This is a genomic window from Mesorhizobium wenxiniae (assembly GCF_002284535.1).
Lineage (GTDB): Bacteria > Pseudomonadota > Alphaproteobacteria > Rhizobiales > Rhizobiaceae > Mesorhizobium > Mesorhizobium wenxiniae.
In genome coordinates this window covers 144,908-166,968 of the sequence record NZ_NPKH01000033.1, presented here as the reverse complement: position 1 = coordinate 166,968, position 22,061 = coordinate 144,908, and the positions used below count along the sequence as shown (strand labels likewise).

Genomic DNA, 22,061 nt, shown 5'->3' with positions numbered 1-22,061 from the left:
GGCACGTCCTGCGCTGCCTTATTTCGCCGCCCCCGACGAAAACAGCGCGCGCTCGACGGGCGGCTCCAGCGTTTGCGCAAAGGGCGTCGCCAAGTGGTGGCGATCGCGGTAGGCCAGCTTGCCATCGATGAAGACATGGCAGGTCTTGGCGTCGCAGAACCGGTCGGTCATGTCGATATAGGTCGCGTTGGGGACAGTGCGCACGATGTCGCGCTCCACCGCGGCCACGGCTTCGTTGGCGGCGTCGGTTCGCGGCGCATCACATACCGACGGCGTCTGTCCCCGCCACAGCGCGCGGGCCACGCACGTGTCGGCGAACATGCCGTTGAACGGGACATCGCGGATGAAGGCGACTTTCAGCCCGGCCTGGCTGAACGCTTCCAGCGTTGCACGCAGGCCGGCCTGCCAGTCCCGGTCCTGGCTTTCGGATACCTTCACGTCGGGCGACAATTTGCGCGAGCTTGTCAGCGAGATCTCCGAGACCACCACCAGGCTCGGGCGCAGGGCGATGATCTCCTTGATCGATCGCTCGCGCCATCGATCGCACTCGGTGTAGTCGCGCTTCAGCTTCGAGCTCCAGACCGTCAGCCGCGACGCCCGGCAGGCGGATTTGAGCCAGGTGACGACCTTGTAGTTGTTCTTCTTCGCCGCCTCGATCAGCGGCGTCGACCAGTGGTCGGCATGCGAATCGCCGAACAGCGCGATCGAGTGCTCGGCATTCTTGGCGCCGAACACGCAGGGCTTCGGCGTGACGGTTTCGTAGTCGAGAACGCAGCCGTCCTTGGCGCGCGCGGTGGAGGGCTGTGCGGCAGTTTCGGCAATGATGCGTTGTGAGGGGTCGAGATCGTGCACGGCAAGGCGCGCATTGGCGTAAGTTGCCACCACGCCGGCGCCGGTCAGCATTGCGGCGGGAATAAGCGCACGCGCCGCGTTCGCCATCAGCCAGACGTTGCGGCGGATCGGGTTCTCGATGAAACTATAGGTGAGGATCGACAGCGCCAGCGTCAATGCTGCGCAGGCAAGCCGCCCGGGCCAGGAGAGGTCGGGAACCATCATCGTCGCATAGACAATGACCGGCCAGTGCCAGAGATAAAGCGAGTAGGAAAGTTTCCCCACCCATTGCAAGGGCGGCAGCGCCAGCATGGCGCTAAGCCCACTTTGGACATTGCCGGAGCCGCTGAGCAGCAGCAGCACGGTGCCGGCCACCGGCACCACCGCCGCGACGCCGGGGAAGGGGGTGGCCTGTTCGCTGAAGGTCAGATAGGCCCCGGCGATCAGCGCCAGGCCAAGCCATGCCAGTGCTGCGCCCAGTTGCGGGCGCTCGCGCCAGAATTTTGCCGGCGCCATCGTCGCCAGGCCGCCGGCGGCGAATTCCCAGGCCCTGAGCGGCGAGAAATAGAAGGCCCAGGGCTGCGCCACGGTGGTGAGCCAGGCGCAGACGGCGAACGACACCGCGGCGGCGAGGCCGATCACCAGGATCGCCGTGCGCTTGCCCGGGCGCAGCCATGCCGCCAGCAGAAGCAGCGCCGGCCATACGAGGTAGAACTGCTCCTCGACGGAGAGCGACCAGAAGTGGATGAAGGGGTTGTTCGCCGCATCGGGGGCGAAATAGTCGAACGACCAGCGGATCAGCCATAAATTGATCGCATAGGCCGAGGCGAACATGGCGCCTTTCGAATAGAGCGCCTGTTCGTCCGGCGACAGGATGAAGTAACCCGCGACCAGCGTGGCGAAGATGACGAACAGCGAGGCCGGCAGCAGGCGCCGGGCGCGTCTTGCGTAGAACCGCCACAGGTTCAGCCTGCCGTCCTCGGCCATTTCCCGCAGCAGCTGGCCGGTGATCAGATAGCCGGAGATGACGAAGAAGATGTCGACGCCGGTGAAGCCGCCCGGCAGGTCCGACAGACCGAAATGGAACGCGACGACGCCCGACACCGCCAGTGCACGCAGCCCTTCGATATCAGGCCGAAACGATGCTGACACGGCAAAACCTCGTGTGGTCGTTGAAAAAGCCACCCGTTGCGAAGACTCGACGCGATGTACTGATATTGCAATGCAACAAATCTAACGCAGTGCAACATGAGTGGAGTTGGCGGAGTGCAGGGGTGTGCTCGTCGGCGGCTCGACCAGGAGGCGCCGCGGCGACGCTGCCATATGCACCCGGCGCGGCGGGGTGTTTTTTGAGCACAAGGAAGACAATTGGCCCGGCTAGCGGGCCCGCGTACCGATCTCAGGCTTAGAAGGAGCTCGCCGCTCGCGCGCCGGGCTCCTCCCCTTGGTCGTCACCATCACGCATGCGCTGGCGGATGATGACGAGAGTCCCAGACCGCCCAGGCCGATGCCGCAACCACCAGCACGCCGAGGACAACATGGGTCGCCATCGCGTTGGCGTTCGCCACGAAGCCGAGCAGCCAGGGCGAGGCGATCAGCCAGAGCCCGACGACAAGGTTCACCCACTCTTCCCATTCGGCGAATACCGAAAGCGCCGCGAGGGCCAGGGCGCCGAGCACGACTGCGGCAATCCAGGCGTTCCACGCAGGAGCGGTTTCAGCAGCGAAGCCGATGACCCAAGGTGAGATGAACAGGCACGCCGCAAGGATCAGATTGATCCAATCCTGGGCCTTCTTTCCTTCCATCAGATTGTTTGCCATGACAACCTCCATAGATGAAGCTTGACCAAAGCACTACGTCGCGTGCAACGCACGCTTAGTCATTGATATATCGTACTTTCGACGGCTTTCAAGGAGTGGCCCCGGAGGGCCGGCCCTGGCGTCGGTTCCGTACCGCGGCGATGCCGCGTCTGCCACCCGCCTGCGCAATTCAGAAGCGCCGGTTCCCGGAGGCTTCGGCTGCTCGGGAGGATGAGGGCAACGTCAAGCGTAGCGGCACGTGGCAAACCGTGCCATTGCTGCTGATAATACGGGCGGGCCCGCGTTGCTCATGTCAGGTGCTTCGGCTATTGACCGGCAGCCAATGCCGGCACAGTTCCAAACGGAGCCCGACCATGACAGAGAAGACCATCCTCAAATTCGGCGCAGTCGAAAACGCCGAGGCGGGCGATCTCGCGGGCTGGGTCGTGGTCGACGGCAACCCAACCATGAAGACCGCCGTCCAGCACACCACAGAGGACGGCAAGGTCATGTCGGGAACATGGCAGGCTACTCCCGGCACCTATCACGCGACCTACAGCGACTATGAATTCGTGCACATGATATCAGGCCGCATCGTCATCACGCCCGATGGCGGCGCGCCCGTCGACGTCGGTCCCGGCGATGCCTTCGTGGTCGAGGCCGATTTCAAGGGAACGTGGAAGATCATCGAGCCGGTGACGAAGCATTTCGTCGTCAGGGTCGGCTGAGGCCGGAGGCGAACCTATCGCGGCTTGCCGCGCCGCGTCTATTGATCCCGGGGCCTGTCGATCCCAGGGCCTGTCGATCCCGGCCACCGCAAGCGTGGTGCGGTCGAAATAAAAGGATAGAGTCCCCCCATTAGAAATCGAAATAGATCGCCGGCGGATACGGACTGGACGCATTTTTGTCGGCCGGCGCCGCCATCGTATCGGACGAGGCGTTGATCCCGCCGGTGGCCTTTTTGTCGAGCGGCGGCCGGGTTTTCTCGGCTGTGGCCGCTTTCGCATCTGTCGCAACGACTTTCGTTTTAGCCTCCACGGTTTGCGAAAGTGCGAGCACGGCGAGAAGTGCAGACAGGGCAAGTTTCATGGCGGCGTCCCTCAATGGTTAACGTAAGGTTAACCCCAGCCGCCGGCCCGAACACCGGCGCTGTGTGGAATGGCGTGGAATTCTCCGGAATTCCTGGAATATGGCTTGTGAAAAAGCGCGGCTGCAAGGAATCGGCGCGAGTTAGGCTTACGCAGCCGCGCCGACCGTAAGTTCAATCCTTGAAGCCGGTCGAGTCTAGCAGGGCGACCTGCTTGCCGTCGATGTAAAAGCGTACCACGTGCGCGCCGCCGTCGACTTCAATGCGCGTCGGCTCGATGGCCGGCGACGCAGAAGCCGCCTTGCCATATGTCGCTGCCGCGCGCGAGCCGGCAGCAGCACGCGACGGTCCATCCGGCCCGAAGGTCAGCAGCAGCAGTGCGGCGGATCCAGCCGCAACGGCAGTGAAGGGGATTTTGGGAGTCCGGGACATCGAATTATTCCTTCCTTGTTGCGGCGGCATCTACGCTGGTTTGTGCTGGTTGCGAGAGCTTGGCTTCGCCGTCGTTCAAATGACTGAGGAAGGGGATTGGTATTCAAGCCTAGATAGCGTGAGTTTCATAACTTGCCCTTGCCCTGCGCGACCTTAGTGCCGCCCGGCAGGGCGAAAAGGGTAGGCGCGTGGAGCGGCGTGGAATTCTGCGGATTTCCTGGAATATGGGACTTTAGGAGACGTCCGGCCCGCAATGAATGCGGTGGGAGCAAGTGCTGGCACATGTTATGCCTCGCGGTGGCATAAAGGGGCGGGTGGGATGGCACAGCATATCGCGCAGAAACTACGGTTGACTGCGGCCCTGCTGGGAACCGTCGCTCGCAAGGATTTGGCGGCGGCGTTCCGAGGCGTCAACCCGAAGACGGCGTTCGATCTCGGCCGTGCCGACAAATGGCTGCAGGGCCGCGCCCAGCCACGCGAGCTCAGCGTCTACGACGATTGGTCGAAGCTTCTCAAGCTGGAGCAGCCCGGCGCCTGGATCGCCGAGAGCGACCTGCCAGGTTTTACGGCGGCGATCTGCGCCCGCCACGGTATCGAGAGGGCCGAACTGGAACGCCGCGCCGGTGCGCAGTTCGAGACGGCATCCGGGCATGAGGAGCGAAGCCTTGGATTGGCCCTTGTCGGAACCTATGCATGTTATTCGCGCGCCTTGTCGCCCTATTATCGCGGCCAGTTGATCAGGGGCAGCCTGTCGATAGAAGCTGGGCCGGGGGCGCACCGCCTGACTGCCGCCTATCGCGAGGCATTGCCGACCGGGCAGCTGCTGCTCGGCGGGCCGATGACGCCGGCAAAACGCGGCCTTTATGCGCATCTGAAGGAAACCAGCGGCGAAGCCCAATTCTTCTTCTGCCTGTTTCCGCACTCGCGGCCCGGAAGCGTGCTTGGCGGCTATCTGTGCGGCACCTCCATCATCGGCCCGGAGCCGCAGCCGTCCCTCACCAGGATCCTGATGATCCGCTTGCGCAATCCGGCCCCTGAGACATGGGGCGGATATCTGCCGTCCGACGGGTCGATCGCCAGGGATTTGGCATCGCTTGGCCTGTCCATCGAGCAGACGGAAGCGGTGGACGGGCAGTTGGCGCAATTCCTCGCCGGAGACAGCGACGGCGGCGCCAACCAGATCCCGCCGGCCGAATTCCGGTCCATTCTCGACGTGTTCGACCGCCATTGGCTGCGTCAGTCGGGCCAGGCCTGACCACAGCAACGCGCCCGCCGGTGTCGTCCATCACTGTGGGGGGCCGCACCAAAGCAGGCGCGACGCCACACCGAAAGGCGGAACCTATCGCCATGTTCAGCGGTTGTGTCGAGGAAAGCAGCCCATGTCCCTCACGGTCCGAACCACGCTCTGCATCATTCGAGATGATCTGCACGCCCTGCGCAGGACGGTGGCAGCCCGTGGTCACATCGAGACGATCCAGGCCATCGATGCGCTGATCGGCGTCGCCGAAGCAGAGGCGGTCCAGGCCATCCGGCGTATCGACCAGCTTGCCTGATCGGCAGCACGCCAATTGGTGGGGGACCGGCTCGCTCAATCCGGGCGACGTCGGTCACTGCGGCAGCCATCTGTTTTACCAGATCAAGATCGAGACATTTCCGGACCGCAGCGTTCGGTAGGACCTATGGGCGGGTAGCGCCCAGCGTTTATGTCAAATGACTTATCGGGCGGAAGACGCAAAAAAACCCGCATTCCGGAGGGGGGTCGGGAAGCGGGCTCTTTAACGACCGAACGCTCGGGGCGTTCAGTATGTCAATTAACACATTGGCGAAGGGTTGGTTCCAATCGAAGCAGAGTAATTCGACAAGCTGGACTATCTTGCGTTTCAGCCCCCTTTGCGACCTAGCCGGCGTAACCTCGTCTTTGTGGGCGGCGAAGGCTGTCAGGATCTCGGCCTTCTCCGGCTTCGGGATTTTGAAGAAGTGCAGGTCCGCCCGAGTCCGCTGCGAGGACGCAGGCCGATCGGATCTACGGGGCAGTATCCGGAGATATTGCTGCCGGTGCGTGAACTCTTGACTTGGCTGGGATGATGTATCGAAACGACAAGCGGCTGCCGCGACGACGCCAGAAGTTCGCCTCGTCCGTGATTCCGGCCATGAAGTTGGCGACGATTCGATGACGCCAGTGCTTCTCGATGAGCTTCAGAATCACCTTTTCGCTTCGCCCGTTCGAACACGCGTCCAAAAAGCCCTACCTCGGAAGGCGTGAAAATGAGGGCCTTCTCGGATCTTGCGATTGATCGGCATGTCCACCCGCCTTTTTCGGGTGCGAAAACAAGCGCCGATCCTGACGTGCAGCTATGGGGACTAGGGTGGGCCGGCGCTCAGGGCCAAGTCAGTGGTTTCGATGCCGTTTTAATACCAGCGTCCACGGCCGTAAAAGCCGCCGCCGCCTAGCAGTAAAACAATAAGAACGATGACCAGTATTGTGGTGATATCCATGTTCGTCTCCTATGAGCGCGCCCGGCGGTGCTCGCCGTTCGCCGCTCTTGCCCTGAGCACTGGGTGAGTTGCGTCTGTAACCTCAACCAACGTTCCGCAAGCGTTCTTGTTCCAATGGACGGATCAAGCACAGCCGCTTCGCTCTTGGTTCGACACTTCATCGATCAATGAGAAAGAAGGCTTTCGAGCTTGGTGGCCAGCTCGTCAAAGCTGAACGGTTTGCGAAGGACGGCACGGTTGCTGAAGCCTTCGCGCATGTCGCGACCGCTGTTGCCGGTCGAATAGATGAAGGGCACACCGCGCTCGGCAAGCGCGTCGGCCACGGTATTGCTGTCGTCGCCGTCCAGATTCATGTCCAGCATGGCGGCATCGAAAATCTTGGCTTCGATCAGGGCGATCGCCTGTGCGATCGTGGCGGCTGAGGTGACGGACTCGCATCCAAGATCGCCCAGCATGTCCTCGATCATCATCAGGACCAGAATTTCGTCTTCGACAACGAGGAGACGGCGGCCAGAAAGCAGTTTATCCATCGCGAATTCCCGGTACCGGAATGTTCATCGTGCAGATCAACCCGTCCGGGCGATAGTCGAGTTGCACAGTGCCTTCGAGCTCGTGGGTCAAGCCGCGCTCGATCACGCGCGAGCCGAACCCCTGTCGCAACGGTGGCGCAACCAACGGCCCGTCCTTCTCTCGCCAGGAAAGGATAAGTCGGCGGCCCTCCGACATTGGCTCGGTCGTCCAGTCGATCCGGATAGAGCCCTTGCCATTGGAAAACGCACCGTATTTCACCGCATTGGTCGCGAGTTCGTTGAACGCGATGCCTAGCGCCAAGGCCGCCTTGGTTGTAAGGCGGATGTTCTCGCCGGCAATCACCAGGCGCTCCGCCCGCCCGTCGGTAACGCCGAACGGTTCCAGGGCATCGTGGAGTACATCGAGCAGCCCGGCGCTATGCCAATTTTCGCGCGTCAGCAGGTTGTGCGACCGGGAGAGTGCAAACAGCCGGGACTCGACGGCCTCGCGGATCACCTTTGGATCGGAATTCGCTCGCGATGCCTGCCAGACAATCGACTGCACCGTTGCAAGCGTATTCTTCACGCGATGGTTCAGTTCGTCGATGAGCATCCGCGATTGCGCCTGCTCCTCCTTGTGTTTGGTCAGATCGACGAAGGAGGTAAAGTACTGGACGATGGCGCCACTCTTGTCGTGGACAGGACTGGCGAAAAGGGCCGCGCAGAATTCGCTGCCATCCTTGCGCCTGTAAAGTATTTCCGTACCCGCCGCACCCGCCGCCGAACTGGCTTCGAACTCGACCCGGATGCGTTTCAGCGTGCTGACGTCGGTGCCGTCCGCCATCAGGAAATTGAAGGGCTGACCCAGGACTTCTTCCCTGGCGTATCCGGTCAAGGCGAGGAAGGCGTCATTGGCGAAAATAATGGGATTGCCGGGTTCCTTTGCATCGGTGAAAACCATAGCCATTCGCGTTGTCTCGGCGGCAACCACGAACGGGCCAAGGTCGTTGTGAAAGCCCTCGACTTCGGCTTCGGCGCCCTTCTGCTCTTCGGACTTGTCGACTATGCTGGACATGTTGAAGATCAATCCCGCCCGTTAGCTCATGGCAACGCGCCGTTCTTTCCAAGGCTTCTTTGATAGCTTGCTACGGGACCGAAGTGTGATCGACTCTTCGATCGCCAGCGTTCATACACAGGCTGACGACCCTGCTTTGTACGCTTCCGACAGTCGGTTAGCGAGTCATTCCGTCGCCGGGTTGCGGCTTGCTGCGTCATCTCGATCTTGATCACGACTCGCTGGAACGATTGGCTGGAGCCGGCGTTCCCTGACCGCTGGGACCGCGTCAATCGCGGCGAGTTTCCCAAATTGGGCGACCTTGCACCGAGCGGCGCCGGCACGCTACGCTGCCCGCGGTATGCGCGAGGTGAACGTCGCCCTGGTCACCGACACGCTGGTGCCCTTGGTGTCGCTGATGACCTCGATCTTGGCCTCCAGCTGCTTGACCAGCGCCTCGACGATGGCTGTCCCCAGCCCCGCGCTCGAAGGCTCGCCGGCGGCTTTCCCGGTGCCGTTGTCCGAGACCGTCAGCTTCCAGTCGTCGCCGTCGGTTTCGTAAGACACCTGGATCAGCGCGTTGGCCTTCTCCATCGGAAACGCATATTTGATCGCGTTGAGAACGAGCTCGGTGACGATGAGGCCGAGGCTCACCGCCTTCTGCGAGTCTATCCTACCGCCTTGTGCCGTGACGTTGACCGCGATCGGCTGGTCTTCACCAACCATCGAGACGGCCAGGCTGCTGCACAGCTTCGACAAATAGGACACGACGTCGATCTCTTCGACGCCGGTCGAGGTGTGGAGGTGGCGCTGCACTTCGGCGACCGACAGGACCCGCTGATGGGCATCCTTCAAATGCTGACGAGTTTCCTCCGATGTGACGGAGCGGGCCTTCAACAAAAGGATGCTGGCGATAATCTGCAGGCTGTTGGCGACCCGGTGCTCCATTTCGCGCAGCAGCACATCCTTTTGCCGCAGCAGGTCTTCGGTGCGGCCGAGAAGCTCTTCCTTTTCCCTCTCGATGGCACGGCGGGCCGTGATGTCGTTGAAGGCGAGCAGGATGGTCACGGCTGAACTGTGGTCGTAGAGAACCTTTCGGGCGTTGAGCAGCATTGTTCGCGGGCCGATATTCGGGAAATCATGCTCGACCTCAAAGCCGTCCATGGCGGTCTTCTCGGGGATGATCGTCTCCAGGAGCAGGCGCAGTGCCGGAATGTCCCACTGGCCGTCGCCGAGCGCATAGAGCAGCGAGCCGCGCGTCTGCTCGGGGTCGACCTTGAAGGTCTGGTAGAAGGAGCGGCTGGCCTCCAGCACGCGAAACTTCTCGTCAAGCACGAGGAAGGGCTCAGCGATCGTGTTGACGATGGCCTGGGCCAGCGTCTGCACATCTTCGATATTGGCAATTGGATAAAACAAGGCTTGCAGCCGATCTGGGGATTTTGCCCCTCTTGAGGGCCTATATACTGTTGCCGGGCCGATGTCGCGAAATGAATCAGCTGAACACCGGCCTGCCTCTGCCCTTGTGGAGTGAGCAGCCGGTTGGCGAAGCGCGCCCCCTGCTGCTCGCCGTCTGGCCTCCGGTGTGAAGGCGTGAAGGAAGCGAAGTTGCGCGCCGGCTCAATATGCCCGATCATGGTGATTGGCAGGGTGGAGGCATCAAGTGGCGGCCAATCGTCGAAACGGCATGCACCCGTCGGAGCCCGGGCTGGTGGGGATTGTTTCCGGTGCCATGGCCCTCCCGCGCATGTCACTGCCCACAGTCGCGACCGTCGTGGCGGCGGTTGCGGCCCTGTATTTCGGGCGCGAGGTTTTCCTGCCGATCGCAATCGCTCTGCTGCTTACCTTTGCGCTTGCACCCATGGTTTCCGCACTCAAGCGAGTCGGCATTCCCCGCCTTCCGGCCGTCATCACCAGTGTTGTGGGCGCATTCACGGTCCTTGCGCTGTTCTCCTTCATTGTCGCCACGCAGGTCAGCGAACTGGCGCAGAACATCCCGCTTTACCAGTCAAATATCCTGACCAAGATCCGATCCCTGAAGGAGACCGGCGTCGGCGGCGGCATCATCGCCAGGCTGGGCGAGGTGATCGAACGCGTTGGCCAGGAACTCGACAGGCAGGAAGCCTCACAGCCCGCCGCGGATCAGCCGCGGCGCGAGCCGGTGCCTGTCGAGATCATCGCGCGCGAAAGGCCGCTCCAGGTTCTCCAGAACCTGATCGGCCCGCTGATCAGCCCGCTGGCATCGGCCGGTCTGATCATCGTCGTCGTCATCTTCATGCTGCTCGAGCGCGAGGACCTGCGCGATCGTTTCATACGCCTCGTCGGCTATGGCGACCTTCATCGAACCACCGAGGCGCTCCAGGATGCCGGCAAGCGCGTCGGCCGGTATCTTCTCATGCAATTGGTCGTGAATATCCTTTATGCCATACCGATTACAGCAGGGCTTTGGGTCCTGGGCATACCGAATGCACTGCTGTGGGGATTGCTGGCACTGGCGCTGCGCTTTGTTCCCTATATCGGCCCTATCATTGGTGCGCTGCTGCCTCTGTTCCTGGCGCTTGCCGTGGCGCCCGGCTGGTCGCTCGTGCTGTGGACCGCCGGGCTGTTCGTGGTCATGGAAATGATCACCGGCAACATCGTCGAACCTTGGCTCTACGGTTCACGAACCGGGCTTTCACCATTGGCCATCATCGTTGCGGCGATCTTCTGGACCTGGCTCTGGGGTCCGCTGGGCCTGGTTCTGTCGACGCCGCTCACTGTCTGTCTCGTCGTGCTCGGCAGGCACGTGCCGCAGTTCGAATTCCTCGACGTTCTGTTCGGCAACGAACCGGTGCTCGAACCGCATGCTCGGCTCTACCAACGGCTGTTGGCCGGTGATCCAGAGGAAGCCACAGATCACGCCGAGGAGATCCTGGAGGAAAGATATCTGTTCGAATTCTATGACAAGGTCGCCATTCCCGCACTTCTGCTCGGCGAACAGGATCGGGTGCGGGGTGTCATGGGCGATGAGCAAAGACGACAGGTGGCGGCCAGTGCGCAGACGCTGGTGGCGAACCTCGACGATAGCGCACGGGAGGAAGCAGAGGAGGACAATGATCCGGCTGCGGCCGAGGAGCCTGGCTCGCGCAAGGACAAGGAGCCTCAGGGGGAGGACGAGGACGAGAACGACATCGAGTTGCCGGATGGCACCGACATGTCGGTGCTGTGTGCCGGCGGCCGCGGGGAACTTGATGATGCCGCCGCCGCCATGCTGGCGCAGGTGCTCGAAATCCAGGGGGCGACGGTCTCGAAGGCGAGCTTTGCCGATATGGATCCGGCGAGCATTCGCCGGCTCGAACTCGACGCTGTCGACACCGTTGTGGTCGGATTCCTGAACCGCGACTCCGTCAAGCACGCCCGTTTCCTGGTTCGTCGGCTGAAACGTGCCAAGTCGGCGCTGCGGGTAGGCATCGTGTTCTGGTCGGAGGGCGGCGACGACAAAGAGGCAGCCGTCAAATTGGCCAATGACATCAACGCCGATTTTGTCGCGCATGGCATGGTCGAAGCCGTTCTGGGCGGGTTGTCGAGCGATCCGCCGGTTGCGCTGAAGGTCGCTGCCAAGCGCCGCATGCGCCGCCGGCCGCGCCCTGCCAAGAAAGCGCCGCTTGCCGCTGCAAAATGAGCGCGGAACAGGGCGGCGAGAGCGCGGGCCTCATAATCATCTCTCGGCGCATTCAACGGCGATCAGAGCGTCCGCGATCGCGCCGGATGCTCCTGGCAGGGCAGCTTCTTCACGAAAAATGGCTCGAAGGCGAACTCTGCCACTCCGAGACTCGCGACAAACCGCGCATCCTGCTTGAAGGATCAGAGGTGGCATTAGTTGCCGATTTCGCGATACCCAAACTCGTCGTGATTCGGCGCTTTGTGCTCAAGGTCGCCTCGACGTGCGCCGGTCTGTCGGCAGTTACGGCGACGTGCAGATCGTCAATTTCGATTGGCAGGGACGGGATTTTGTCACAACGCTGTTGGAAAAAAGGTCGCGGCCGTGCAAAGTGACGCAAGGTTGAACTGAACTCTCAGCAAGACGGCCTGTGTTGCCGATGGCTCTGCCGCTCCGTGACGCGGGCTCGTCCTACTCCTGATATCGCGCAGCCGCTTCCAGCGTTGGCGGTGTCGAGCGAAGTGCATGACTGAGACTGAGGCTCCCACGCAAAGCACAGGCGACCAAGATGACATCAGATTCAGACAAGGCCGAGGCAGTTGAGCAATTGCTCGATACGCCTGACCTTGCCACCGCGCTGGAAAGCGAGCAGTTCAAAAAATTCCTTGACCAGGTTCCGATCGCTATCGCCGTGTCGGATTTGGGCGCGAAGGAGCGCGTCGTCTATGCTAATCCAGAATTCGAAAAAGTGTCAGGCCTGAAGGCAGCCGAGCTTACCCGGCAAAACTGGGGAGCACTTTCCGGCATTGGCATCCACCAGCAGAAGGGCCGGCCTCTGCCCGAGGCCTTGGTCGAGGAAACCGATTTCGTCGGCACCTTCCGGCTGGAGCGCGTCGGGGACAACCCGGCTCTTGTCGACGTTTATTCAAACATCATCGTGGACGACAACGGCACGAACTGCTTCCGACTGGTGGCTCTGGTCGACGTCTCATCCCATGGCGAAACTGAAGAAGCGCGCTTGGTGGAGGAGCGCGTCCGCGAGAAGGACACCCTGCTGCGCGAACTGCAGCACCGGGTGAAGAACAACTTACAGATGATCACCGCATTGATCCGTCTGGAAACCCGTAACGCGACCGAGCCCGACCAGAAAAGGTTTGAGAGGCTCGCCGGGCGCGTCGACGCTCTGGCGATCCTCTACCAGACGCTATCGGCAGACGAGCAGAAGGATGATGTCGATCTCGGCGTTTATCTTAGCCAGATCGCGTCCGCGGTGATGGGGTCGCATGCAGTTGAGGGGATCCGCCTCGACATGAAGGTGGATACCTATCCGGTGTCGATCAACGTCGCCATGCCAACGGGATTGGTCGTGAACGAATTGCTCACAAATGCACTCAAGCATGCCTTTCAAGGGCGTGAAGGCGGGACGATAAAGCTGCACAGCATCGCCGATGGCGACGGCTGCCTGGTCATAGTTGCGGACGACGGGATCGGCCTGCCGGAAGGGGAGACATGGCCCAAGCCCGGCAAGCTCGGCGCGCTGATCGCGCGCTCGCTGACCGAGAACGCCAAGGCACAGTTCAACGTCGCCTCGAGCCCCGGCGAAGGGACGAAGGTCACCATCGTCTTCACGCGATCGGCGGCAGCAAGCTGACAATTGCCAGAGGGCGGAACTTTTATGTCGCGGCCACCCGATTAAGGTGCCGTCATAGCCTTGCCTGCCGAGCCGCCTCCGTTTCGTGGGCATCAATGGCGCAGAGCAATTCGCAGTTTTCGCCCCGCACGCGCACAAGCCAGCCGGATGATCGTCAGTGCCGGAGTCGGCCACGACGTCGATCGCACATCGAATTGCTTCCTCCGAGCGGCGTGGAAGCTTGGCATCTTGGATGGAGGAACCAGCCGGCTGCTGTCGATACTCAAAGATATAAAGCCCGCCGCTTTTGTCGTTCGCCGCAGTAACCGCCACTTCGTCGAAATTGCGGTTGCAATGGGCAGCGTAACTGTTGGCCGCCACGCCGAAGGTAGCAGTCTGAACAAGTGTTGCTATCGCCCGACCGATAGCAATCTCGTCATGTCCAGTAACACCTCCAACTTCAGATACTCATCCACTCATCTGTGTGATCGGCTTTCGCCCCAGTGAAGATCAGCGCCCAATGCAAAAGATCCGCCGCACCTTGCAGCACGACGGGCCTCGATCGATTTCCAATCTGTTACCGCGACGCCTTGTAAAGCTTTGTGGCGATCTCGAACATCTCCTCTGGAGCGTAGTCAGGCGTAAACGCTGAAGGCTCGCCGACTAGCTCCTGAATCTTGCCGCCATCCGGCATGCCTTCGACCACCTCCAACTCGCCGGGCGGGTCGTCGGGAAGCGCCATTTCCCCGCTTCCCCAGATGCTCGCTATCTCCGCATAGTCTTGCGGGCTAAACGTATAAAGGCGGCGATGTGAGCCTTCATCGAGATACTTCTGGCACTCTGGAATATTGCCCAGTGGGATGTTTGGTGTCGGCAGCATCTTTTCGATTTCCACCCCCGTTAGATGTTTCAGCGCCAAGGCGTAAGCGTGCGCGTGAACCGACCCTCGGACTAAGAGATACCCACAGACCTCACGCCCGGTGGGATCGGAAACTGTCTCATACACTCTGAGCTTGTGAAGCCGCGCTCCGCATTCGAGATGGAAATTGTGGAGCAGATCGAAAATCACATTGCCCGTCGTTGTGACAAAATCCTTGTTCCAGCTAAGCCCATTGCTGTCGATGGGAACAGCGCCGCCCCCATGCGACAAAAATCCAGCCGCCAAGCGCATATCCTTCATGATTTCAAACGGAGTGTCACTGATGTCGGTGGGCCCAATCATGTCGCCGGGAAGGGAGTCCGGTCCGTTATTCAGCATTGCCACGCCGTTGCTGACGAGCTCGACGTGCCCAAGTTCCTCGGCCGTTATGGCCGCGACCAAGCTGTAAAATGGCCTTAGCTTGCTCTTTGAGCGGAAGTTGAAGCTCTGAAACAGGTAGTTTCCGAGCGTGGACATTTCACCATATTTACCGCCGAGCAGCTCCTGCAGCGCTGCTGCGGCGTTCGGATCCTGTTGTGCGGGGGGAGGCAGTTCGATCTGAAGTTTGTCAACTCGCAAAAACATGTCGTTCTCCTGTTAGATGCCTGCCGACCAACAGGAGTGATCGAAAGATGTTCCGTCGACTTATGAATTTCCCCCGTTTCGCGTCGCCGAGTCCGACAGCCACGGAATTCGCGGCACTACGCCGATCATGAGCTGCTGGCCCAACGCGGCGAAGCTTGTTACACCTCGAACGGGCGAAGGCCGCTGACGGGCGCATAGAAGCAAGGTTGCATCCGAAATGGCGCATCTAAAGGGAAAGGAAGCAGGTGGCGTTGCGAAGCACGGGTCCGTCAGGCCCTTCAACCAGCTCGGCCCCTTCGACACCCCCAATTCGTAATCCGGGTGCTCACGGGCATTGGGATAAGGCAGTCTGATGGGGGGGTATCTTGCCGACCGCTTCCATGGCGCCAATCAGGGATCGTACGACGACGTCCTCGCCGGTGCCAAAGCGAAGAACTCCAACTGATCGGACGTCAAATCACGCTCGGCAGTTTCAGATCGACGGCGACAGCACGCGAAGATTTATTCCCAAGGGCACCCGCTGCACACCAATGTGAAAGTGCGATTGTTGCAAGGAAACAGCGTTCCCCGGTGCAACCAGTTTGCGAGGGTCGCGTTGTGTCGATCTCGCAAAACGGCGTGTGTGCATGATGGGCAAGTTTCTACCGCTTTTGGTCCGCTTTGTAGATGGACGATCGATGCAGGTGACATCGATCAGCGAGGCTGAGCAAGCACTGGCCGGGCAATGGCCGAATAAAGAGGCAGACGTCTACAGGGAGGCTGCTCGCCTTCTCGCAGCGGCAGGGGAAGGAATCTGTAGGCCAGACATCGCCTTCAGTGCGTTTGAGAAGGCGGCTCGGCAGCAACGTCTGCTTAGACCCCATAAGCCAAGTGCGAGTCTTCGGATATTGGATTCTCTTAGCGCGCCAAACTAGTCGCGAGCTTGTCTGCGCGTGCTTCCGTTTCCGGGAGGAGAACGGTGTGTCATGGAGCCCTGAGTGCTCTCCGAGTGCTCTCCGTGACGTAGGTGAAACGGATGGATAATCACTTCGCAACGCATTCGGTCCTTTAGTCGATCTCGTCGCTGGCGATGCTCTGCACCCGCCCCCTCATCGCCTCATCAGCCAAGTCGGTCACTACGACCGCTGGATCACCGATTGTCTTGAGGCATGTGCGTAGAAGTCCAGGATTAAGAAAACGCGCGCCGCGTTTCCTCATGGGCCCCGTCATAGTGCCGCGCCAATCCGCTTCAGCGTTAACATTTGATATAGCCAGGATTTATACTCGGCGTACAAAGTTCGTATGGTCAAGATAAAGAGAAACCCCGACCCCGCCTCCGAGAACCACTCGTATGAGGTTGAGTTCTTCGCGAAAAAGCATGGTCTTTCGCTAAGGGCCGCCAAGGTCATTCTTTTTTCCAACGGGCCTTCGCGGACGATGTGTGACGCGGCGGCGAAGGCGTTTGTTGCGGCTGTTGCTGCGAGGGGGCCAAGACAAAAACACCGCGCTTCGAGCAGCAATGGTCTGGAGGCGTGACGGTAGAGGTGCAGTATCAATGCAGGCCTTTTCCTGGCCAATGGGCTTTGGCTCATTGTAGTCGCCGCACGGGTGAGAATTTGGCGTGCGACTCTGGCCCTCAGACATATCTCTTTGCCGCCGGAACAAAGCGATCATTGGCTTGTTAGCCTTCATTGCACACTCGTGCACTAACAAGGAAAAATCCATGAAAACGCGACACCTACTCGTTTCACTCGCTTCTGTTTCCATTGTTCTGGCAATGCCCGCTTTCGCTGCTGAAAACGCGCAGGACTTCGTCGACAAGGCCGCTGTCGGCGGCAGATTCGAAGTCGACTCGAGCAAGATCGCTCAGGACAAGGTCACCGACCAGAACGTCAAAGAATTCGCACAAAAGATGATCGAGGATCACAACGCAGCTAACGCCAAGCTGGAGTCGATCGCCGGCGAGCAGAAGCTGCAGCTTCCCGTCGACCTCGACGCCCGCCATAAGTCGGAGTTGCAGAAGCTTCGGGACGCCGCGGCGCCCCTTGATCAGCCTTACGTCGAGATGCAGCGGAGTGCGCATGCCGACGCGGTTTCTCTGTTCGAACAATATGCGAAGGACGGCGACAACGCACCGCTTAAGGCATTCGCCCAAGAGACATTGCCGACGCTCAAAATGCACAAGGAGATGATCGAAAAGATTGCCACAACAAGCACCGATTCTTCCTCAGCAGCGAACTCAACAACGCCGGCGGTCAAAACGACCGACACCCCAAGTCCATCCGCCCCAGTACCCGGCGCAAACAGCTTCACCGAGGACCAAGCGAAGGACCGTATCCAGGATGCAGGCTACTCGAACGTATCCAAGCTCACCAAGGATGACCAGGGCATTTGGCGCGGTCAGGCGAGCAAGGACGGGAAGAACACTCCAATAGCGCTCGACTATCAGGGCAACATCGTTTCTGGCAAGAACTGAAAAATCCAAGGAGAGACGCAAATGAAAACAGTAACTGGACTATTCGACAACTATGACGACGCATCCTATGCCGTCGACGAACTGGAAGCAGCGGGAGTCCCGGCTTCTGATATCAGCATCGTCGCAAACAATTCGAGCGGTTGGTATGGTGAAGACCGCTCTGAGGCCGCTGAAGATGCCGCCGGAGGCGCGGGAATAGGAGCGGTGGTAGGTGGCGCTGGGGGGTTGCTGACAGGGCTGGGCATCATGGCCATTCCGGGCGTCGGACCGGTCGTGGCGGCAGGATGGCTTGCCGCCACCGCCGTAGGTGCACTTGCCGGAGCTGCGGTGGGCGGTGCTGCCGGCGGAATCATCGGCGCCCTTACGGACGCCGGCGTGCCGGAAAGCGATGCACATGTTTACGCAGAGGGCATCCGACGTGGCGGGACCCTGGTCACGGCCAAAGTCGCGGACGAGCTCGTGCCGAGCGTCGAGCAGATCCTCAGTCAATCCAGATCTGTCGATGTAGCCGAACGTCGCAGGGACTACGAGGCGGGTGGTTGGACGGGATTCGACGCCGATGCGGGAGACTATACCCCCGACGAGATCGAGCGCGACCGTGCCCGTGACGGCAACCGCCTTTGATCGAGGAACCCCGCTGCCGAGAGGTAGCGGGGAATTCTCTCCCTCTTCATAGTCCTCAGAGTTGACTTTGCGGCCGCTGGATCCCTCCTACTGCATCAAGCCAGCCGCCCGCAGCGCGTCCTCGATGACTTTCGTAACATCGGCTTGCGAACCAACCGCATTGAGCGGCCGTCTTTCTTGCCGCGACAACGTGGTCCGCCCGCGGTTTTTCCTCCGTTTCGCGGCCGGCTGGAGTATGGTTCCAGAAAGGGTTGCGGCATCGGCGGAGATCTTTGTCCTTGAGCCTTGCGCTCCTGTCTCCATAATGCCCCAGAAGCAGGCGATATGGCGGGTCGAGGATATCCCTACATCCAGCATGAAAGGCCCCGCGCTGCCGAGGCCATTGTCGCCGGGCGTCTTCAGTGGTGCGCCATGGCCCATGCCCGCGATGCTGAATTTTTCGATCAGCTCTCTCCCGCTCGTGTCACACCAGACCTGCCGCATATGCCCATCGACGGTTTCCGAGCGTTTTGGGTTAGCGTCTGTGGAATGAACGCCTTGCCATTGCACCAGGATTGCATCAGCGTTGAAAGGGACAACGGTGTTGTCCGCTGTCCCATGCCAGATCGATACTGTCGGCCACGGACCTTTGTGTGATGAGGCCGCACGCACAAGCCGTGGCAGTTCCTGTTCAGACGGGCCGCCATGGCCGCGCACACGGTCGAAGGCCTCAGGAATCGTCGTCGCACTGCCATAGGCAAGGCCGGCGATGATCGCGCCGCCGGCGAACACATCCGGATAGACAGAGAGCATCACGGACGTCATGGCGCCTCCCGCAGAAAGTTTTGTAACAAAGATGCGCTCTCGATCGATCTTGTGCGCGACGACCAGTGCCTCAACCATCTGGCGTATGGATAGCGCTTCCCCGCTGTCGCGTCGGATGTCTCCTGGGACAAACCAGTTGAAACAGAGATTTGCGTTGTTGGCGCGTTGCTGCTCGGGAAACAGAACCGCGAACCCTTCCTGCTCAGCCAGTAGCGACCATCCGGAACCATGATCGTAGCCGGTCGCGCTCTGCGTACAGCCATGCAACACGACGACGAGTGCGGCGCCCTCGGGCAATTTGGCGGGAACATAGACGCGAGCCCGCAAAGCACCAGGATTGGAACCGAACCCGGTCAAATCGGATAACCGATCCTTATCGTTTGTCGCTTCCCACAGAGGTTGACGAGCGCGAAGGATCGTAAGACGGGCGATTGTATCCGGTATGTTTCGCAAATTGCTATCCTTGGTTGCCGTGGCCGACACAGCGGCGGTGGATTCAACGTAGATGCAGCAAATTGCTGCACTGCACAATGTTAATGAGAAGTCAGGAATTTTCGTAGGTATGCCTTCGGCTACCGGCGCGTTCACGTGCGCCGCGCATTTCTTGCGGGTCATGGAACTTACGCATCAAATGTAATTGCCCACCCGCTACGAGAGCCTACAAATCCCATTGTCGCCGGGCGATGTCGTGGCATCCGGTGAGCGAACATCGTACTTTTGCCAATTCGAGGCCGGAGGTTTTGATGAGATTGTTCGAGCAAGCCCCGGTTTCACCCGAAGAGCTAAGCTCCTCGCAAAGGGTTTTCGACCGGATATGTCCGGCCTTTGATAAGAGTGATCCACCCGAAGGCGTCGAGTCCGTAACCTGTACGTTGATAATGCTTTTTCAGAACGGGCTGAAGGGTGAAGCGATGCTGTGGCTGAGATGGAAAAGCGAGGGCGTTTTTCGGAGGAGCGTCGCAGCGCTTGAGCTAGCGCCGTTTGGTCGCATCGACCACAAGTAGTGCTCCAGGATTTATCCCTTCCCCAGTGCACGGGCTTCGCACAGTGATCCACATCGGCCGTTTTGGCTGCAACGACATAGATGAAGTGCCTTTTCAGGCGATGCCCAGGGTGGGAGAAAGCGTCTCGATGGCGATCGACGGCGACACCCTTACCTTGCGCGGTTCACGAGCGGTGCATGTGCCCGAACGTACTACACCAGATGGCGGCTCGACCGTCGTCGGGAAAGCGCATTCCATATGTGCCATCGATATAGGCGCTGCCGCGCTAACGTGCAGCCGCGATCGTCCCTGGGAGGCACTGTATAGCCGGCTTCGGCCGCATAGGCCGTGAAACCTGCATCGTTACCGTATCCAGCCACGCCGCTTGCCGCTGCAAAGTGAGCGCGGAACAAGGCGGCGAGAGCGCGAACCTCATAATCATCTCTGGCGCATTCCTGACGTCTGTCCGCCGACCTGGCGTCTGCGTAGCGAGACAGCGGCGCCGACTGGGCCGCAAGTCAGTATCACCGCCGAACTGGGCTAGAGCCAGCCGCTGACTGCCAAAGGAAGGGGCCATGGCGCTCTTGGTTGGTGAGGCGCAAACTTGCCGCAGGTACAGAGCAGAAATGCCAAGTTGGCGGGTCGCCCGCCCAACCAGAAATATTTCAACCGAAGGGGAACCTCACGGTCGCAGGCGAGTTCGGTACGCAATGTGGGGGAGATTGCGCCATCTCATCGGCTTTATCGTTGTCGTGCTTGCGATCTTCTCCTTCCTCGGATTCCGTTAGGAGGGACTATGGAGCGCGACGACGATCAACGAGGCTCGGCTTGAGAGCGCCAGTCTGTCATCCTGAGGTCGACCTCTGCTCACCGACAACACCTGGACTCGCCCCCGCTCGCGCTCGCTTCGTCAACATTCGACGCTTGCACCCGTACCACTCAGAGGCGACGCGATGGCGGCCCGAATGAAATTGTGGTGGGGGCCGGAACTGGCAACGGTCGATCGCCTAGCGGGAGCGCTGGCGCGAGCCTTGGCCGACGGGTCGCACGGATGAGCGACGAGCCGGCGCGTCCGCCGGGCGAATATCCGTCCGAGTTTGCCAGCTTCTTCATGGCTGGCTTCGAATGTTCCTCGCATCGGCGCGGCGACGGAGTGCGCCTCGATTTGATTCGCGCAACCGCACACGACAAACACGCTCTCGGCGACTATCGCAGCTGTGCTGCCCTTGGGCTTCGCACGATCCGCGACGGCTTGCGCTGGCACCTGATTGAAACTGCGCCAGGAGTGTTCGACTGGTCGGGTTGGATCTCAATGATCGAAGCGGCTCACGCGGCGGGGGTGCAGGTCGTCTGGGATATCTTCCACTATGGCTCACCAGATCACGTAGACCAAGGCGCCCCAGACTTTACAGAAGCCTATGTCCGCTTCGCCGCTGAAGCTGTCCGGGTCCATCGCTCCATCACAGGAGTGGCTCCCTTGGTGTGCCCGATCAATGAGATCTCATTTTTCGCATGGGCGATAGAGGTCGGCTATTTCCCACGCGTGGGGCCGAAGAAGCGGGGATGGTTCAAGCGACAGCTTGTGAGGGCAGCGGTTGCGGGCGTCAAGGCGATGCGCGATGCCGAACCTGATTGCCGGTTCATATGGGCTGAACCGCTAATCCATGTTGCTCCCCGTGACCGTAGTCGTGCCGAGCAGCGGCGCGCGGAAAATGTTCGTCAGGGCCAGTTTGAAGCCTATGACATGCTGACGGGCCGTGCCGAGCCCGAATTGGGCGGCACCGAGGACTGTGTCGACGTCATCGGGCTTAACTTTTATCCGCACAACCAATGGTACTTTCAGGGGCCAACGATACCGATGGGCCACCACGAATATCGGGCGCTTTCCGACATGTTGGTCGAAGTCGCACAGCGCTACAGAAAGCCCATGTTCATCGCCGAGACAGGCGCTGAAGGATCAGGCCGGCCGGCATGGCTCCATTATGTTTGCGACGAGGTCCGCGACGCAATGAGCCGTGGTGCCCCGATTCAGGGTATATGTCTGTACCCGGTGACTGCGTATCCCGGCTGGGACAATTCGCGCCACGCGGAAGTCGGCTTATTCTCCACGATTCATGCCGACGGTTCGCGCAGTCTTCGCCAGCCGGTTGCAAATGAATTGGAGCGCCAGCGCACACTGTTCGCGGCGGGTGTTTCGTAGCGGTCGAAGAAGGGGC

At 60.5% G+C, this 22,061-nt stretch carries 19 protein-coding genes; 10 read left to right on the top strand and 9 right to left on the bottom strand.

Annotation, left to right across the window (positions count from 1 at the left end; all coding sequences use genetic code 11):
• Window positions 1–18: 18 nt before the first annotated feature.
• Together CIT31_RS26055 and CIT31_RS26050 are read right to left on the bottom strand one after the other, a co-directional pair.
• The gene (locus CIT31_RS26055) at window positions 19–1,983 is read right to left on the bottom strand and encodes an acyltransferase family protein (RefSeq protein WP_095520945.1); all 1,965 of its coding nucleotides are present in this window, start codon (window positions 1,981–1,983) and stop codon (window positions 19–21) included.
• Between the two features lie 305 nt (window positions 1,984–2,288).
• On the bottom strand, window positions 2,289–2,651 hold the full coding sequence (locus CIT31_RS26050; protein WP_029351215.1) for an SPW repeat protein: 363 nt from the start codon (window positions 2,649–2,651) through the stop codon (window positions 2,289–2,291).
• Window positions 2,652–3,004: 353 nt separating this feature from the next.
• Here CIT31_RS26050 and CIT31_RS26045 point away from each other — a divergent pair, with 353 nt between their 5' ends.
• On the top strand, window positions 3,005–3,358 hold the full coding sequence (locus tag CIT31_RS26045) for a cupin domain-containing protein (RefSeq protein WP_095520944.1): 354 nt from the start codon (window positions 3,005–3,007) through the stop codon (window positions 3,356–3,358).
• Window positions 3,359–3,488: 130 nt separating this feature from the next.
• Here the strand turns inward: CIT31_RS26045 and CIT31_RS26040 are convergent, their stop codons facing one another.
• Entirely contained in the window at window positions 3,489–3,719 is a 231-nt protein-coding gene (locus CIT31_RS26040) for a hypothetical protein (protein WP_095520943.1), read from the bottom strand.
• A gap of 172 nt (window positions 3,720–3,891) precedes the next feature.
• A complete protein-coding gene (locus CIT31_RS26035) occupies window positions 3,892–4,149 on the bottom strand; it encodes a hypothetical protein (protein ID WP_095520942.1) in 258 nt (85 codons plus the stop codon).
• 319 nt (window positions 4,150–4,468) lie between these two features.
• On the opposite strand from CIT31_RS26035, the gene CIT31_RS26030 reads away from it, so the two are divergent.
• Together CIT31_RS26030 and CIT31_RS34430 are read left to right on the top strand one after the other, a co-directional pair.
• On the top strand, window positions 4,469–5,404 hold the full coding sequence (locus tag CIT31_RS26030; RefSeq protein WP_095520941.1) for a hypothetical protein: 936 nt from the start codon (window positions 4,469–4,471) through the stop codon (window positions 5,402–5,404).
• A 124-nt stretch (window positions 5,405–5,528) separates the two neighbouring features.
• Window positions 5,529–5,702 (top strand): hypothetical protein, encoded by a 174-nt coding sequence (locus CIT31_RS34430; RefSeq protein WP_165778555.1) that lies wholly within the window; start codon window positions 5,529–5,531, stop codon window positions 5,700–5,702.
• A gap of 1,107 nt (window positions 5,703–6,809) precedes the next feature.
• On the opposite strand, the gene CIT31_RS26025 is transcribed toward CIT31_RS34430, so the two are convergent.
• The 3 genes from CIT31_RS26025 to CIT31_RS26015 all read right to left on the bottom strand — a co-directional run bounded on the left by CIT31_RS26025 (window position 6,810) and on the right by CIT31_RS26015 (window position 9,624).
• Window positions 6,810–7,175 (bottom strand): response regulator, encoded by a 366-nt coding sequence (locus CIT31_RS26025; protein ID WP_095520940.1) that lies wholly within the window; start codon window positions 7,173–7,175, stop codon window positions 6,810–6,812.
• Entirely contained in the window at window positions 7,168–8,229 is a 1,062-nt protein-coding gene (locus CIT31_RS26020; RefSeq protein ID WP_206073415.1) for an HWE histidine kinase domain-containing protein, read from the bottom strand. The genes CIT31_RS26025 and CIT31_RS26020 overlap by 8 nt, the downstream gene beginning before the upstream one ends.
• A gap of 324 nt (window positions 8,230–8,553) precedes the next feature.
• Window positions 8,554–9,624 (bottom strand): sensor histidine kinase, encoded by a 1,071-nt coding sequence (locus tag CIT31_RS26015; RefSeq protein WP_095520939.1) that lies wholly within the window; start codon window positions 9,622–9,624, stop codon window positions 8,554–8,556.
• A 244-nt stretch (window positions 9,625–9,868) separates the two neighbouring features.
• On the opposite strand from CIT31_RS26015, the gene CIT31_RS26010 reads away from it, so the two are divergent.
• Window positions 9,869–11,866: an AI-2E family transporter gene (locus CIT31_RS26010; protein ID WP_165778554.1), complete on the top strand. Its 1,998-nt coding sequence runs from the start codon at window positions 9,869–9,871 to the stop codon at window positions 11,864–11,866.
• Between the two features lie 547 nt (window positions 11,867–12,413).
• Window positions 12,414–13,496: a sensor histidine kinase gene (locus CIT31_RS26000; RefSeq protein ID WP_095520937.1), complete on the top strand. Its 1,083-nt coding sequence runs from the start codon at window positions 12,414–12,416 to the stop codon at window positions 13,494–13,496.
• A 556-nt stretch (window positions 13,497–14,052) separates the two neighbouring features.
• Here CIT31_RS26000 and CIT31_RS25995 read toward each other — a convergent pair.
• The gene (locus tag CIT31_RS25995; protein ID WP_095520936.1) at window positions 14,053–14,979 is read right to left on the bottom strand and encodes a manganese catalase family protein; all 927 of its coding nucleotides are present in this window, start codon (window positions 14,977–14,979) and stop codon (window positions 14,053–14,055) included.
• A 626-nt stretch (window positions 14,980–15,605) separates the two neighbouring features.
• On the opposite strand from CIT31_RS25995, the gene CIT31_RS25990 reads away from it, so the two are divergent.
• From CIT31_RS25990 to CIT31_RS25975, 3 genes are all read left to right on the top strand, one after another.
• On the top strand, window positions 15,606–15,893 hold the full coding sequence (locus CIT31_RS25990) for a DUF982 domain-containing protein (RefSeq protein ID WP_342586957.1): 288 nt from the start codon (window positions 15,606–15,608) through the stop codon (window positions 15,891–15,893).
• 788 nt (window positions 15,894–16,681) lie between these two features.
• Window positions 16,682–17,434 (top strand): DUF4142 domain-containing protein, encoded by a 753-nt coding sequence (locus CIT31_RS25980; protein ID WP_095520934.1) that lies wholly within the window; start codon window positions 16,682–16,684, stop codon window positions 17,432–17,434.
• 21 nt (window positions 17,435–17,455) lie between these two features.
• A complete protein-coding gene (locus CIT31_RS25975; protein WP_095520933.1) occupies window positions 17,456–18,058 on the top strand; it encodes a general stress protein in 603 nt (200 codons plus the stop codon).
• 87 nt (window positions 18,059–18,145) lie between these two features.
• Here the strand turns inward: CIT31_RS25975 and CIT31_RS25970 are convergent, their stop codons facing one another.
• Window positions 18,146–19,315, bottom strand: a complete 1,170-nt coding sequence (locus CIT31_RS25970; protein ID WP_165778561.1) for an extracellular catalytic domain type 1 short-chain-length polyhydroxyalkanoate depolymerase — start codon at window positions 19,313–19,315, stop codon at window positions 18,146–18,148.
• A gap of 290 nt (window positions 19,316–19,605) precedes the next feature.
• Between CIT31_RS25970 and CIT31_RS25965 the strand changes: the two genes are divergently transcribed.
• Both CIT31_RS25965 and CIT31_RS25955 read left to right on the top strand, forming a co-directional pair.
• A complete protein-coding gene (locus tag CIT31_RS25965) occupies window positions 19,606–19,866 on the top strand; it encodes a hypothetical protein (protein ID WP_095520931.1) in 261 nt (86 codons plus the stop codon).
• A 1,030-nt stretch (window positions 19,867–20,896) separates the two neighbouring features.
• On the top strand, window positions 20,897–22,045 hold the full coding sequence (locus tag CIT31_RS25955; protein WP_095520929.1) for a glycoside hydrolase family 1 protein: 1,149 nt from the start codon (window positions 20,897–20,899) through the stop codon (window positions 22,043–22,045).
• Window positions 22,046–22,061: the final 16 nt, after the last annotated feature.

Excerpts from the sequence above, each read along its gene's own strand:
- CIT31_RS26030 (WP_095520941.1), top strand. The coding sequence starts at position 4,469 with ATGGCACAGCATATCGCGCAGAAACTACGGTTGACTGCGGCCCTGCTG.
- CIT31_RS26020 (WP_206073415.1), bottom strand. The coding sequence starts at position 8,229 with ATGTCCAGCATAGTCGACAAGTCCGAAGAGCAGAAGGGCGCCGAAGCC.
- CIT31_RS26050 (WP_029351215.1), bottom strand. The coding sequence starts at position 2,651 with ATGGCAAACAATCTGATGGAAGGAAAGAAGGCCCAGGATTGGATCAAT.
- CIT31_RS25965 (WP_095520931.1), top strand. The coding sequence starts at position 19,606 with ATGAGATTGTTCGAGCAAGCCCCGGTTTCACCCGAAGAGCTAAGCTCC.
- CIT31_RS25955 (WP_095520929.1), top strand. The coding sequence starts at position 20,897 with ATGAGCGACGAGCCGGCGCGTCCGCCGGGCGAATATCCGTCCGAGTTT.
- CIT31_RS26040 (WP_095520943.1), bottom strand. The coding sequence starts at position 3,719 with ATGAAACTTGCCCTGTCTGCACTTCTCGCCGTGCTCGCACTTTCGCAA.
- CIT31_RS34430 (WP_165778555.1), top strand. The coding sequence starts at position 5,529 with ATGTCCCTCACGGTCCGAACCACGCTCTGCATCATTCGAGATGATCTG.
- CIT31_RS26035 (WP_095520942.1), bottom strand. The coding sequence starts at position 4,149 with ATGTCCCGGACTCCCAAAATCCCCTTCACTGCCGTTGCGGCTGGATCC.
- CIT31_RS25995 (WP_095520936.1), bottom strand. The coding sequence starts at position 14,979 with ATGTTTTTGCGAGTTGACAAACTTCAGATCGAACTGCCTCCCCCCGCA.
- CIT31_RS26045 (WP_095520944.1), top strand. The coding sequence starts at position 3,005 with ATGACAGAGAAGACCATCCTCAAATTCGGCGCAGTCGAAAACGCCGAG.
- CIT31_RS25975 (WP_095520933.1), top strand. The coding sequence starts at position 17,456 with ATGAAAACAGTAACTGGACTATTCGACAACTATGACGACGCATCCTAT.
- CIT31_RS26025 (WP_095520940.1), bottom strand. The coding sequence starts at position 7,175 with ATGGATAAACTGCTTTCTGGCCGCCGTCTCCTCGTTGTCGAAGACGAA.
- CIT31_RS25980 (WP_095520934.1), top strand. The coding sequence starts at position 16,682 with ATGAAAACGCGACACCTACTCGTTTCACTCGCTTCTGTTTCCATTGTT.
- CIT31_RS26000 (WP_095520937.1), top strand. The coding sequence starts at position 12,414 with ATGACATCAGATTCAGACAAGGCCGAGGCAGTTGAGCAATTGCTCGAT.
- CIT31_RS25990 (WP_342586957.1), top strand. The coding sequence starts at position 15,606 with ATGATGGGCAAGTTTCTACCGCTTTTGGTCCGCTTTGTAGATGGACGA.